The organism is Rhabdothermincola sp. (assembly GCF_036846205.1).
Taxonomy (GTDB): Bacteria; Actinomycetota; Acidimicrobiia; order Acidimicrobiales; family Acidimicrobilacustridaceae; genus Rhabdothermincola.
In genome coordinates, this window is the sequence record NZ_DAIUCK010000096.1 from 1 (window position 1) to 12,420 (window position 12,420).

The window sequence follows — 12,420 nt, forward strand, 5'->3', positions numbered from 1 at the left end:
CCCATGATCTGTTCATCGATCCGCGGCCTCTGACCGCGATCCCATGAACAGATCCCAGGCACGCCAGCGAACTGTTCATCGATCCGCGGCCCCTGACCGCGATCCCATGAACAGATCCCAGGCACGCCAGCAAACTGTTCATCAATCCGCGGCCTCTGACCGCGATCCCATGAACAGATCCCAGGCACGCCAGCAAACTGCTCATCGATCCGCGGCCTCTGACCGCGAATCGATGAACAGAAGCGAGAAGAGAAATGCGCGGAGCCCCAGACAGGTGACCTGGGGCTCCTCGCATCATCAGCGTGCTCGGGGGGGAGGACTCGAACCCCCAACGACAGGGCCAGAACCTGTTGTGTTGCCGATTACACCACCCCCGAAGGCGGAGCGGCCATCGTACCGGTTCCCGGTCGGTGGGCCGAATCCTCCGCCCCGGAGACCGGACCTCCGCCCCCATCACCCCAGGTTGGACAGCCGGCGGTACCCGATGAGCCGACCGATCGACACCGCCACGGTCTCCCGGCCGAGGGCTGACAGGGGTGACCGTGAGGCGGTGGGCGACACCGCGGCCTCGAGGCCCACCTCGTGCGCGATCTGGCTGGCCCGCAGCGCGTGGTACGGGTCGGTCACCACCAACACCTCCGGCTCCAGCCCGGCGGCGCGGACGATCGCTGCGGAGGCCGACAGCTCCTGGTAGGAGTCCCGCCCCTCGACCTCGACCTTCAACACCTCCTCGGGCACTCCCTTACCCCGGAGGTAGTCGTAGCCGGCGAACCCCTGGGTGACCCGATCGCCCTGCTGCTTTCCGCCGGTGACGATGATGTGCCCGGCCAGACCCTGCTCCCACAGCTCGGCTGCATGGTCGAGCCGGGCCCGCAGCACCGGCGAGGGACGGCCGTCCCACTGCGCGGCACCCATCACGATGATGGCGCTCGCCGGGCGCCGGTGGTCCTGGCGCGACGCCCACCACACCTGACCGAACGTCACCCCCACGTAGACCACGAGCGCGGCCAGCAGACCGAGGGCGATGCGCACCGTCCAGCGCAGCACGGGCCGCACCCTGCTCAGAGCCGGTCGCGGGCCGCTCGCAGTCGGCGGAGGGTCTCGTCCCGTCCGAGCACCTCCAGGATGAGCCCGAGCGGGAGGCCCACCGTGCGCCCGGTCAGCGCCACCCGCACCGGGGCCTGCCACTGCTTCTTCGGCAGCCCCAGCCGGCTGCCGTGATCCGCGATGGCGGCCATGAGCGCATCCGCTTCCCAAGGCAACTCCGCGTACGCGCCGATGACGGCATCGAGCATGGCCGCCGCCTGCTCGGGGTTCTTCGCCATCGCCTTCTGCCAGGAGTCTTCGTCGAAGGGCGGGGTGTCCACGAACGCGAACGCCACGTAGGACGGGACCTCGTCGAGCTTGGCGACCCGGGTCTGGACCTCGGGCGCCAGCCGCTCGAACACCGCGGCGTCGAACCTCTCCGCGGGCCAGGCCGCCCGCTCACCGGTGACCCAGTGCGTCGAGCGGTTGACGAACTCGGTGGTGGACAGGGCCCGGATGTACTCCCCGTTGAAGTGATCGAGCTTCTTCAGGTCGAAGAAGGCGCTGGCCTTGTTCACGCTGGCCAGGTCGAACAGCTCGATGATCTCCACCATCGGGCGGATCTCGACCCCGTCGGGCGGGCCCCATCCGAGGGTGGCCAGGTAGTTGGCCATCGCCTCGGGGAGGTACCCCCGCTCGATGTAGTCACCCACCGAGACGTCGTCGCGGCGCTTGGAGAGCTTCTGGCGGCGCTCGTTCACGATCAACGGGAGATGGGCGAACACCGGCACCTCGCCGATACCGAGCGCCTGTCGCAGCAACAGCACCTTGGGAGTGACGTTGATCAGGTCCTCACCCCGGATGACGTGGGTGATGCCCATCTCCGCGTCGTCGACCGCGTTGGCCACCAGGAACATCGGCACACCGTTGGAGCGCACGATCACGAAGTCCTCGAGATCGTGGTTCTCGAAGGAGATGTGCCCCCTGATCACGTCGTCGAACGCGGTCGTGCCCTCGTCGGGGGTGCGGAACCGCACCACGTGCCCCGGCCCCGGACCCAGCCCCCGGTCGCGGCAGTGGCCGTCGTAGCCGGGCTTGCCGCCACGGGCCTCGGCCCTGGCCTTCACCTCCTCGGGCGTGCAGCTGCACCAGTACGCGTGGCCGCTCGCCAGCAGCTTCTCGGTGGCCTCCCGGTACAGCTCGGCCCGGTCGGACTGGTGGACCGGCTCGCCGTCCCAGTCGATGCCGAGCCACTCCAGCGCCCGGTAGATGATCTCGATCAGCTCCCGCTTGCTGCGCTCCGCGTCGGTGTCCTCGATCCGCAGCTTCAGCTCGCCGCCCTGCTGGCGGGCGAACAGCCAGTTGAACAGCGCGGTGCGAGCGCCGCCGATATGGAGGTAGCCGGTGGGCGCGGGCGCGAAGCGGACACGGACGGGAGCACGGGTCACCCTGCCGATGCTACCGGCCACCCTCTCGGTACGATGAGCGGCCGTGCGCGGACCGACCCTGCGATCGAGGGCGCTCGCCGTGGCGATCGCGCTGCTGCTCGTCTCGGCCTGCAGCTCGTCCCGGGCCGCCGTGGAGCCCACCCCGCCACCGACCGAATCCTCGACGACCACCACGACCGCGCCGGCGCCCAGCTATCGCACCCAGACCGCCACCGCGCAGGTGCCCGAGCTGGAGGTCTTCGCCGACTGGCCAGGTGATCCGAGCGCTGCGCCTCCGCCACCGCCGCCGCCCGCCGCCGAGCCGGCCGGAGTGCGGCCCATCCCCCGTCCGGGCTTCAACTCCGCCGGCGCCCGCAAGACCGCGAGCGGGTGGGCGTTCACCAACCCCACCTTCTACGGCAACCCCCTCACCATGGTGGTCACCGAGAACCGCGGCGACTGGCTGAGGGTCATGATCCCGGCTCGCCCCAACGGGCAGCAGGGATGGGTCCGGGCCTCGGACGTCACCCTGGGCGAGCACCAGTTCCACGGCACCCTGACCCTGTCGGACTTCACCCTGAAGGTGTGGAACGGCGAGGAGCTGATCGCGCAGACCCAGGTGGTGATCGGCCGGGACACCAGCCCCACTCCGGTTGGGCGGGTCTACATCGCCGAGAAGATCCCCCAGCGCAACGCCGGCGGTGCGTACGGCCCGTGGATCCTGGCCACCAACGCCTACTCCGAGCGGCTCGACCTCTTCGACGGGGGGCTACCGGTGATCGCCTTCCACGGCACCAACCAACCCCAGCTGATCGGGTCGAAGGCATCGAACGGGTGTGTCCGCGTGCCGAACGACGTGATCGACCTGCTGGCGCAGGTGCTGCCTCCGGGCACGCCGATCGACATCACGGCGTGACCCGCAGCCGCCACGGTCAGGCCGCGTTCGCCTCGCCTGCCGGCCGGCGGCGCAGCAGCTTCTCGCGCCGGGGGTCGCTCTCGGCGATGCGTCGCAGCTCGTCGGGCGGCAGCAGCAGCGTGCTCGCCGGCACCACGTCGGCGACCCGCCGCCGTTCGCTGTAGTGGTGTGGCTGGGCGATGCCCTCGAAGTACCGCTTGCGTAGCCGCACCAGCTCCGGATCGGCCTCCTCCAGGAACCCCCAGATGGTGAAGGCCACGGTGAGGTCGTGGATCACCGGTGCCCGGCCGAGCAGCGATGCCCGCTTGGTGGCGATCGCCACACACCCGGCGATGGCATCGGCTTCGTCCTCCCCGGGGGTGAGCACCAGCTTGCCCTCGAAGCGGCGGGCCAGCTTCAGGGCATAGCCCTGATCGGGTCCCTGGTAGCCGAGGCGGGGGCCCTTCGGCTGGGGACCGTGGAGCTCGGCCGGGCGCTCGGCCAGCCACGGTTCGGCCCGCCACGGAGGCGACTCGTAGCTGCGGGGCTTTTCGTCCTTGCGCTTGGGCACGTACTCGGGGGCGGCCATGCACCGAGCCTAGGTCGGACGCCCGGGCGCTCCCGAACCCGCCCTGGCGCGCTCGACCACCGTCTCCACGAGCACCGGCGCCACCGCCTCCAACCGGGCCCGCCGGGCCTGCAGCCGCTCCACCAGCGGATCCAGGTGTGCCTGATCGAGGGCGAGGCGCGGCCTGCGGGCCAGGGCCCACCGCAGCCGGTGGGCCACACCCTCGGGTGTCGAGTACGAGTCGGTGAGCCGGCGGGAATCCCGCAGCCGGCGGAACAGCTCCTCCCACCGATGGGGCTCGCCACCGGCTCCCGCCCCGAGACGCTCTGCGGCCAGCCCGTCGAGCGCCACCCCGACCGACTCGGCGACCGAGCGGTCCTCGAGCAGCAGCCCGTCGAGCAGCAACTCGAACCCGACGTGCGCGCACGCTCGGGCCGCGCCCCGGCCCAAGCCCGCCTCCTGCAACGCCTGCCGGTCGGCGGCGACGGCCTGCGCGAACCAGGGCTGGCCGTGGAACGCGGCGTCGGTCAGGTGGTGGAGTCGGACCCCCTCGGCCACCGCTGCCGGCAGGCCCGACCGGTCGGCGCGCAGCCCGGCCATCGACCCCAGATCCGGCAGCATCACCCCGAGGGCCACGTCATGGGTTGGCCCCACCCCGGCGAGCCGCAGACCGACCACCAGGTGGCCGACGAGGTTCACGGCTCAGCGGCCACCGGTGATCAGCCGTCGTGGGCCCGGGTGTGCAGCAACCCGTACACGATCGAGTCCACCAGCGCCTGCCAGGACGCCTCGATGATGTTCTCCGAGACACCGACCGTGGTCCAGGTCTGGTCGCCATCGGTGGAGTCGATCAGCACCCGCACCACCGAGCCGGTGGCGGCCACGCCGTCGAGCACCCGGACCTTGAAGTCGGTGAGGTGGATGCGCTCGAGGGCGGGGTAACGCCCGTTGAGCGCCCGGCGCAACGCCACGTCGAGAGCGTTGACCGGCCCGTTGCCCTCCCCCACCGCGGCGATGCGCTCGTCGCCCACCCACAGCTTGATGGTGGCCTCGACGCTGACCTCCACCCCACCGTCGGGCATCGCGGGGCCTTCCCGGTGGTAGCTCGAGACCCGGTACGCCTCGACCCGGAAGAAGTCCTGCGTCCAGCCTGCGGCCTGCAGCATGAGCAGCTTCAGCGAGGCGTCCGCGGCCTCGAACAGCCAGCCGCGTGACTCGAGCTGCTTGAGCTGGTCACTGAGCACCGCTACCGCCTGATCGTCGAGCTCCACGCCCAACTCCTTGGCCTTGATGGCCATGCCCGCTCGGCCGCCGAGGTCGGACACCAGCACCCGCGTGTGGTTGCCGACCAGCTCCGGGTCGACATGCTCGTAGGTCGCCCCACCGGCCCGACCCAGCGCGGAGGTGTGCAGGCCGCCCTTGTGCGCGAACGCGGAGGCACCCACGAACGGGTCGGCCGGCTGCGGCGGCAGGTTCACCAGCTCGGCCACGTGATGGCTGACCAGTGTCAGCCGCTCGAGACGGCCCGGCGGCAACGTCTCGATACCCAGCTTCAGGGTGAGATCCGGGATGACCGTCATCAGGTTCGCGTTGCCGGTGCGCTCCCCGTAGCCGTTCACCGTGCCCTGCACCTGCACGGCTCCGCCGATGACCGCGGCGATCGAGTTCGCCACCGCGCAACCGCTGTCGTTCTGGGTGTGGATGCCGATGGGCACGTCCCCGAAGTGCGATACGACCTCAGCCGTCACCCGCTGGACCTCGTGCGGGAGCGACCCGCCGTTCGTGTCGCACAGCACCAGGCAGTCGGCATCCGCGGTGGCGGCCGCCTCGAGCACCCGCAGCGCGTACTCCGGATTGTGCCGGTAGCCGTCGAAGAAGTGCTCGGCATCGAAGAACACCCGCAGCCCCGCGGCTTTGAGGAACGCCACCGACTCGCGGACCATGGCCACACCCTCGTCGAGGGTGGTGCGCAGCGCCTCGGTGACGTGGAAGTCCCAGCTCTTGCCCACGATGCACACCGTCTCGGTGCCCGCGGCCACCAGCGCCTCGAGCGTCGGGTCCCGGTCGACCTTGCCCGCGGGCCGCCGGGTCGAGCCGAACGCCACCAGCTCAGCGACCTCGAGGTGCAGCTCGGTGGGGGCCCGGCGGAAGAACTCGGCGTCCTTGGGGTTCGCCTGCGGGTAACCGCCCTCGATCCAGCGCACCCCCAGCCAGTCGAGCTGCTCGGCGATGCGCAGCTTGTCCTCGACGGTGAGCGAGATGCCCTCGAACTGCGCGCCGTCCCGGAGGGTGGTGTCGAAGATGTCGACCTTGGTCGGCGTGCCGGGTGGCCGCCGCGCGTCGCCGTCTGCCCTGTCAGACATGTTCCAGCCAGTCCTTGTAGCGATCGACCTTGCCTCGCACCGTGCGGGCGTACTCCTCCGCGATGGCCGTGGTCATCGGCCCCGGGCAGGGGATCGGCCGGTCGTCCACGGAGTTCACCGCGCTCACCTCGGCTGCCGTGCCGCACACGAACAGCTCCTCGGCCACGTAGAGGTCGCTGCGGGAGACGTCATCCACCCGGACCTCGAAGCCGAGGTCCGCGGCGATGGTCATGACCGAGTCCTGGGTGATGCCCCGCAGGGCCCCCGCGGAGGTGGGCGGGGTGATGAGCACCCCGCCTCGCCCGACGAAGATGTTCTCGCCGGTGCACTCGCTCACGAAGCCGAGCGGGTTCAGCATGATCGCTTCGTCGTAGCCGGCCTTCAGCGCCTCCACCTTGGCCAGTGACGAGTTGACGTAGTTGCCGGTGGTCTTGGCCAGCGGCGGCATCGAGTTGTGGTCGTGGCGGGTCCACGACGAGACCTTCATCCGCACGCCCTTGGTGACCGCGTCGTCGCCCAGGTAGGCGCCCCAGGGCCAGCAGGCGATGGCCACGTCGACCGAGCACGGCAGGGTGTTGAGGCCCATCTCGCCGTAGCCGTAGAACGCGATCGGGCGGATGTAACACGACGGCAGCCCGGAGGCCCGGACGGTGAGCTTGGTGGCTTCGACCAGCTCCTCCACGGAGTAGGGGAGCTGCATCATCATGATCTTGGCCGAGTCGTGGAGCCGCTCCATGTGCTCGGTCAGCCGGAACACCGCAGGGCCCCGGTCGGTCTCGTAGGCCCGGATGCCCTCGAACACTCCCATGCCGTAGTGCAGCGAGTGGGTCAGCACGTGGATGCGCGCCTCGTCCCAGGGAACGAGCGCGCCGTTGAACCAGATCTTCTCGGTGGGGGTGATGGGCATGGTGGGTCTCCCTGTTCAGACTCGGCTGGCGACCGCGTCGCCGATCTCCGAGGTGGACGCGTCGAGCGCCGAGACATCGGCGCAGGCTTTGCGGATCCGGGCCGCGGCATCGGCCTCGCCCAGGAACTCGAGCATCATCGCCGCCGACAGGATGGCGGCGATGGGGTTGGCCTTCTGCTGACCGGCGATGTCGGGCGCGGAACCGTGTACGGGCTCGAACATCGACGGGCCGGTGCGATCAGGATTGAGGTTGCCTGACGCGGCGAAGCCGATGCCGCCCGACACCGCCCCACCCAGGTCGGTGAGGATGTCACCGAACAGGTTGTCGGTGACGATCACGTCGTAGCGCTCCGGCGACTCGACGAAGTAGATGCACGCCGCGTCCACGTGGTTGTAGGCCGTGGTGACCTCGGGGTGCTCGGTGGCCACCTCGTTGAAGGTGCGCTCCCACAGGTCGCCGGCGAAGGTGAGCACGTTGGTCTTGTGCACCAGGGTCAGGTGCTTGCGCTCCCGGGTGGCTGCCAGGTCGAACGCGTACCGCACGCAGCGCTCCACCCCGAAGCGGGTGTTGACCGATCCCTGGGTGGCGATCTCGTGTGGGGTGCCCTTGCGCAGGAAGCCGCCCTCGCCCGCGTAGGTGCCCTCGGTGTTCTCACGGATCACCACGAAGTCATGAGACCCGTCAGGCGCGGTGAACGGCCGCTGGTTCACGTAGAGATCGAGCTCGAAGCGCATCTTGAGCAGCAACCCCCGCTCGATGACCCCGGGCGGCACGTCGGGGGTGCCCACCGCGCCGAGCAGCAGCGCGTCGAGGCCCCGCCACTCCTCGATCACCTCGTCGGGGAGGATGACGCCGTCGGTGAGGTAGCGGGCGCCACCGAGCTGGTAGTCGACGGTGTCGAGCTCGACCCCCGCGGCGGCGACGACCTTCAACGCCTCCGCGATCACCTCCGGCCCGATGCCGTCGCCGCCGATGACCCCGATGGTATGACTCACGACTTCTCCTGCCGTCCGCTGCGATACGAAGTTGCCCCAGAACGAGAAAACCGCCCACCGAAGTGGACGGTCGACGCGCACACCGCGAGGCGGCGTGCGCTACTCGATGATGATTACGGCGCTCTGTCGGGCAGACACTGGACTCCAGTGTGGTGGGCGTCGGCACCATCGTCAACCCGGATGACCCGCGACCCATCGCCACGCGGGCTCGTTGCTAGGCTCGCTCGGTGGTTCACCGGCGGCGAGCCCCCATGCGAAACGGGTTCGGTCGTGCCGGGGCCGCCACCCTGGTAGCGGCGGCGCTCACCCTGGCCGGCTGCACGAACGACCCCGCGGAGCCCGTTGCCGCCCGCTCGCCGGCCACCACCGCGCCCGCCCAGGGTGGGCTGCTCACCGTCGGCGACTGGCGCACCCCCGACGGCCGGTACGCCCGCACGATGCTGATCGGCGGGCGGGAGCTGGCCATCGAGGTGTCCGACTGGCCCTTCGGCACCACCCCCACCCCGGAGCAGAAAGCCGCTGCGGACGCGTTCGTGGCCGAAGCCCGGGCCGCCAACGCCCACCTGGTGACCGAGGCGGACGTCCTGGCCGCGGGCTACGTGCCCTGGGAGCAGCTCGGCCACCTGGTGAACGTGGCCTACGTCGAGGACAGGGCGGTGCTCGACCCGGCCAAACCCGAGATGATCATGCTCGACCGGGAGGGCAAGGTGGCGGCGCTGATGTTCCTCGCTGCGGACAACACCGCCAAAGGGCCGCAGATCGGCGGGCCGGCCACCGTGTGGCACTTCCATCCCTGGCCGGACGGGCGCGAGCAGTGCATGTACCCGCACGGGCTGCTGCCCTACTACCCCGCCGACGGGGTGTGCCCCGAGGGCTTCCTGATGACGGACCGGACCCCCGAGATGATCCACGTCTGGATGCGCGAGCACCCCGACGGGCCCTTCGCCACCGACATGGCGGTGATCGACCATGAGCACTGAGCACCGCTGGCGGTGCTCGACCACGAGCACCTGGCGCCGCGGCCGGGCGCGCCCGACCGGGTTCGCCGGGTGATCGCTACCATCTCCCTCGTGCCAGAGACGCATCACCTCTCGCAAGCCACCTTCGACCGGCTCACCGCCGAGCTGGAGGAGCTGACCACCCACGGCCGCACCGAGATCGCCCGCAAGATCCAAGCGGCACGCGAGCTCGGCGACCTCTCCGAGAACGGCGACTACCACGCTGCCAAGGAGGAGCAGGGCAAGATGGAGGCCCGCATCCGCCACCTCCAGGCGTTGCTCGAGAACGCCGAGATCGTGGAGGCAGGCGCATCGGATGTCGTGCGGGCCGGCTCGATCGTGTCGATCTGCTACGAGGGCGACGACGAGCCCGAGCGCTACCTCATCGGGTCCATCGAAGAGCGCCACGACGAGGTCGAGCACGTCATCTCGCCGGGCTCGCCGCTCGGGCAGGCCCTCATCGGCGCGAGCGTCGGTGACGTGGTCACCTTCGAGGCACCTGGCGGGCTGCTCAAGGTCGAGGTCGTCGACATCGAGGGCTGATCCCCTCGACCACCACGCCCCCGACCTGTGAGCCCGCTCCCGCCCGGCGACCTCCCCGGCGGCCGGTACCTCGACCTCGAAGGCCGCGGCACCACGTTCTACCGGCGGGTCGAGGGGCCGGCGGGAGCGCCCACCGTGCTGTTGCTCCACGGCTGGACGGCCACCTCCGCGCTGAACTGGTACTCGTCGTTCGGCCCCCTCGGTGAGCGCTACGACGTGGTGGCCATCGATCACCGAGGTCACGGTCACGGCATCCGCAGCGACGAGCCCTTCACCCTCGAGGACTGCGCGGACGACGCCGCCGCGCTGGTGGAGGCACTCGGGCTCGGGCCGGTCATCGCCGTCGGCTACTCGATGGGTGGACCCATCGCCCAGCTTCTGTGGAGGCGGCACCGCGAGCTGGTGGCGGGCCTGGTGCTGTGTGCCACCGCGCGCAACTTCGTCGGCGTGGGTGCCGGGGACCGAGCGTTCAAAGGGGTGGTCACCGGGCTGTCCTTCGTGGCCCGGGCCGCACCGGCCCGGCTGCACCGCCGGGTCACCGACCGGGTGCTGGTCAGCCGCTACGACGACTCCGAGCTCGGCCGCTGGGCACGCCGGGAAGCCCGGCACAACAGCCTGCGCCATCTGGTCGAAGCGGGCCGGGCCATCGGGCAGTTCAGCTCCCGGGAGTGGATCGGTGAGGTCGATGTGCCCACGGCGGTGGTGCTCACCGAGCACGACCTGGTGGTGCCGCCGGTGCGCCAGCGCAAGCTCGCCGCGGCCATCCCCGGGGCCACGGTGCATCCGGTGGACGGTGGTCACGACGTGTGCGCCACCGCGCCGGAGCGCTTCGTCCCGGCCCTGCTCGCGGCGCTCGACAGCGTGGCCGTCAGGCTGGCAGGGAGGCGGCCGGGGGCCGCTCCGGCGCCGTCACCCGCACCGGGCGACCCAGCACCTCGGCCAGGAGAGGCGCCCGCTCCGCCGCGGTGAACAGCTCGAGCGTGAGGTCCGCCGAGTCTGTGGGCCGGGCCTCGATCACGATCTCGTCGCCGTCCTCGCGGACCTCGACCGCCTCCACCAGGCCCGAGCGGGTCCGGTCCAGCGCGATGCCCACCCGGCTCAACGCCGCCGCCACCCGCACCAGCTCCTGGTCGCTGGGACGCAGCGCGGCGAACTCCCGGTGCTTGGCCTTGGGCGCGCTCTTGCGGTGGTAGCGGGCGATCAGGGCGATGAGCTCGATCTCGTGGTCGGTGAACCCCGAGAGGTGATCGGAGTTCCGGATGACGTAGTAGCTGTGCTTGTGGTGCCCACTGTGGGAGACGAACAGACCCACGTTGGCGAGCAGCGTGCCCGCCTCGAGCAGCTCGCGGGCCGCGTCGTCGAGCCCGTGCCAGCGGCGGGTCTGGTCGAACAGCGAGAGGGCCAGCCGCGCGGCACGGCGGGAGTGCTCGGGGTCGTCGTCCATCAGCTCCAGGAGATGCATCACGCTGCGGCGGCGGAGGTCCTGGAGGTGATGGAGCGCGCCACCTCGCTCACGGGCCAGCGCGTCGAGCAGCACCCCTTCCCGCAGCGCGTAGTCGGAGACGGTCAACCGCTCGATGCCCAGCTCGCCGGTCACCTGCTCGAGGATGATGACACCGGCGAGGAGGATGTCGGCCCGGGCCGGGTCCACCCCCGCCAGGCGGCGGCGCTGCCCGACCGTGTCGGCGGCGATGAGCGCTTCCACCGCGGTGACGATCTCGCCGCGCCCCAGCTCGAAGCCGTTGAAGGTCCTCGGGGCCGGCTCCCCGCGAGCGGCGCTGGCCATCGCCGCCACGGTCTGGATCGTCCCGGAGCTGCCCACCGCGACCTCGAAGCCCAGCCGCCGCACCTCCCGGGCCACGGGGACCAGGTTGGAGCGGACGAAGCGCCGGCAGGAGTCCACCGCCCCGGGGTGCAAGCGCTCGGTCCGGAAGAACCGCCGGGTCAGCCGGATCGCGCCGAGCTTCAGGCTGGCGGCCGTGAGCGTCTCGCCCCGCTCGCCGACCAGCACCTCGGTGCTGCCGCCACCGATGTCGACCAGGACCAGCCGCCGGTCGTAGACGGCCAAGGCCTGCAAGACCCCCAGATGGATGAGCCTCGCCTCCTCCACACCCGAGACGATCTCGACCTCGATGCCGGCCTCCTGCCGGGCCCGATCCAGGAAGACGTGCGCGTTGCGCGCCTCCCGCACCGCGCTGGTGGCCACCGCGTACACCTTCGCCCCGGAGATGTCGGCGATCCGCCGGAAGCGACGTAGCGTCTCGATGCCCCGCTCGATCGAGTCCGGCTGGAGCTGCTTCAGGTCCCCGGGACCGGACCCGAGGCGCACCATCTCCTTCTCCCGGGCGACCACCTCGAACTGGGTGCCCTCCCCGAACCGGGCCACCACGAGGTGGATCGAGTTGGTGCCGATGTCGATGGCCGCCAGGTGCTGGGTCACCGAGCGCCAGGGTAGCTAGGCCAACCCGGCCGACCGCTCGATCCGCCGGGCGGCCGCCGCGACCGCGTCCCCGTACTTGTGACCCGGGCGACGGGTGGTGCGCTCGATCGGGCCTGACACGCTCACCGCCGCGACCACCCGCCCGTCGAGGTCGCGCACCGCCGCGCTCACCGAGGCCACGCCCGCCTCCCGCTCGCCGACGCTCGCCACCCAGGGCTTGGCCCCTTCCCGTTCATCCGCGAGCACCCGCCCCGCGG

General features: G+C 70.9%; 13 protein-coding genes and 1 tRNA gene. 4 read left to right on the plus strand and 10 right to left on the minus strand.

Annotated features, from left to right (window positions below; all coding sequences use genetic code 11):
• Window positions 1-305 precede the first annotated feature (305 nt).
• The 3 genes from V7004_RS12790 to gltX form a co-directional block, all read right to left on the minus strand.
• Window positions 306-377 (minus strand) — tRNA-Gln (locus V7004_RS12790).
• 76 nt (window positions 378-453) lie between these two features.
• A complete protein-coding gene (locus V7004_RS12795) occupies window positions 454-1,047 on the minus strand; it encodes a YdcF family protein (protein ID WP_334144437.1) in 594 nt (197 codons plus the stop codon).
• 14 nt (window positions 1,048-1,061) lie between these two features.
• Window positions 1,062-2,474 (minus strand): glutamate--tRNA ligase, encoded by a 1,413-nt coding sequence (gltX, locus tag V7004_RS12800; protein WP_334144438.1) that lies wholly within the window; start codon window positions 2,472-2,474, stop codon window positions 1,062-1,064.
• A 43-nt stretch (window positions 2,475-2,517) separates the two neighbouring features.
• Here gltX and V7004_RS12805 point away from each other — a divergent pair, with 43 nt between their 5' ends.
• Entirely contained in the window at window positions 2,518-3,369 is an 852-nt protein-coding gene (locus V7004_RS12805; RefSeq protein ID WP_334144439.1) for a L,D-transpeptidase, read from the plus strand.
• 16 nt (window positions 3,370-3,385) lie between these two features.
• On the opposite strand, the gene V7004_RS12810 is transcribed toward V7004_RS12805, so the two are convergent.
• Genes V7004_RS12810 through V7004_RS12830 form a run of 5 tightly spaced genes read right to left on the minus strand, consistent with a single transcriptional unit; the run spans window position 3,386 to window position 8,182 of the window.
• Window positions 3,386-3,937: a hypothetical protein gene (locus tag V7004_RS12810; protein WP_334144440.1), complete on the minus strand. Its 552-nt coding sequence runs from the start codon at window positions 3,935-3,937 to the stop codon at window positions 3,386-3,388.
• A gap of 9 nt (window positions 3,938-3,946) precedes the next feature.
• Window positions 3,947-4,615, minus strand: coding sequence for a hypothetical protein (locus tag V7004_RS12815; RefSeq protein ID WP_334144442.1), 669 nt, complete (start codon window positions 4,613-4,615; stop codon window positions 3,947-3,949).
• Window positions 4,616-4,635: 20 nt separating this feature from the next.
• Window positions 4,636-6,279, minus strand: coding sequence for a citramalate synthase (cimA, locus tag V7004_RS12820; protein WP_334144443.1), 1,644 nt, complete (start codon window positions 6,277-6,279; stop codon window positions 4,636-4,638).
• Window positions 6,272-7,186 carry a branched-chain amino acid transaminase gene (locus V7004_RS12825; RefSeq protein ID WP_334144444.1) on the minus strand — a complete coding sequence of 305 codons (915 nt, stop codon included), beginning with the start codon at window positions 7,184-7,186 and terminating at the stop codon, window positions 6,272-6,274. The genes cimA and V7004_RS12825 overlap by 8 nt, the downstream gene beginning before the upstream one ends.
• 15 nt (window positions 7,187-7,201) lie before the next feature.
• Window positions 7,202-8,182 carry a 3-isopropylmalate dehydrogenase gene (locus tag V7004_RS12830; protein ID WP_334144445.1) on the minus strand — a complete coding sequence of 327 codons (981 nt, stop codon included), beginning with the start codon at window positions 8,180-8,182 and terminating at the stop codon, window positions 7,202-7,204.
• Window positions 8,183-8,433: 251 nt separating this feature from the next.
• Between V7004_RS12830 and V7004_RS12835 the strand changes: the two genes are divergently transcribed.
• From V7004_RS12835 to V7004_RS12845, 3 genes are all read left to right on the plus strand, one after another.
• On the plus strand, window positions 8,434-9,162 hold the full coding sequence (locus V7004_RS12835) for a hypothetical protein (RefSeq protein WP_334144446.1): 729 nt from the start codon (window positions 8,434-8,436) through the stop codon (window positions 9,160-9,162).
• Window positions 9,163-9,252: 90 nt separating this feature from the next.
• Window positions 9,253-9,723 carry a GreA/GreB family elongation factor gene (locus tag V7004_RS12840; RefSeq protein ID WP_334144447.1) on the plus strand — a complete coding sequence of 157 codons (471 nt, stop codon included), beginning with the start codon at window positions 9,253-9,255 and terminating at the stop codon, window positions 9,721-9,723.
• A 27-nt stretch (window positions 9,724-9,750) separates the two neighbouring features.
• On the plus strand, window positions 9,751-10,692 hold the full coding sequence (locus V7004_RS12845) for an alpha/beta fold hydrolase (protein WP_334144448.1): 942 nt from the start codon (window positions 9,751-9,753) through the stop codon (window positions 10,690-10,692).
• On the opposite strand, the gene V7004_RS12850 is transcribed toward V7004_RS12845, so the two are convergent.
• Both V7004_RS12850 and V7004_RS12855 read right to left on the minus strand, forming a co-directional pair.
• On the minus strand, window positions 10,592-12,163 hold the full coding sequence (locus V7004_RS12850) for a Ppx/GppA phosphatase family protein (protein WP_334144449.1): 1,572 nt from the start codon (window positions 12,161-12,163) through the stop codon (window positions 10,592-10,594). The genes V7004_RS12845 and V7004_RS12850 overlap by 101 nt on opposite strands.
• 15 nt (window positions 12,164-12,178) lie before the next feature.
• Window positions 12,179-12,420: IclR family transcriptional regulator domain-containing protein (locus tag V7004_RS12855; RefSeq protein ID WP_334144450.1), on the minus strand; the 242-nt coding region annotated here is incomplete at its 5' end.

What these genes read in the sequence shown, in the direction of transcription:
- V7004_RS12810 (WP_334144440.1), bottom strand. Translation starts at nt 3,937, where the DNA reads ATGGCCGCCCCCGAGTACGTGCCCAAGCGCAAGGACGAAAAGCCCCGC.
- V7004_RS12825 (WP_334144444.1), bottom strand. Translation starts at nt 7,186, where the DNA reads ATGCCCATCACCCCCACCGAGAAGATCTGGTTCAACGGCGCGCTCGTT.
- V7004_RS12835 (WP_334144446.1), top strand. Translation starts at nt 8,434, where the DNA reads ATGCGAAACGGGTTCGGTCGTGCCGGGGCCGCCACCCTGGTAGCGGCG.
- cimA (WP_334144443.1), bottom strand. Translation starts at nt 6,279, where the DNA reads ATGTCTGACAGGGCAGACGGCGACGCGCGGCGGCCACCCGGCACGCCG.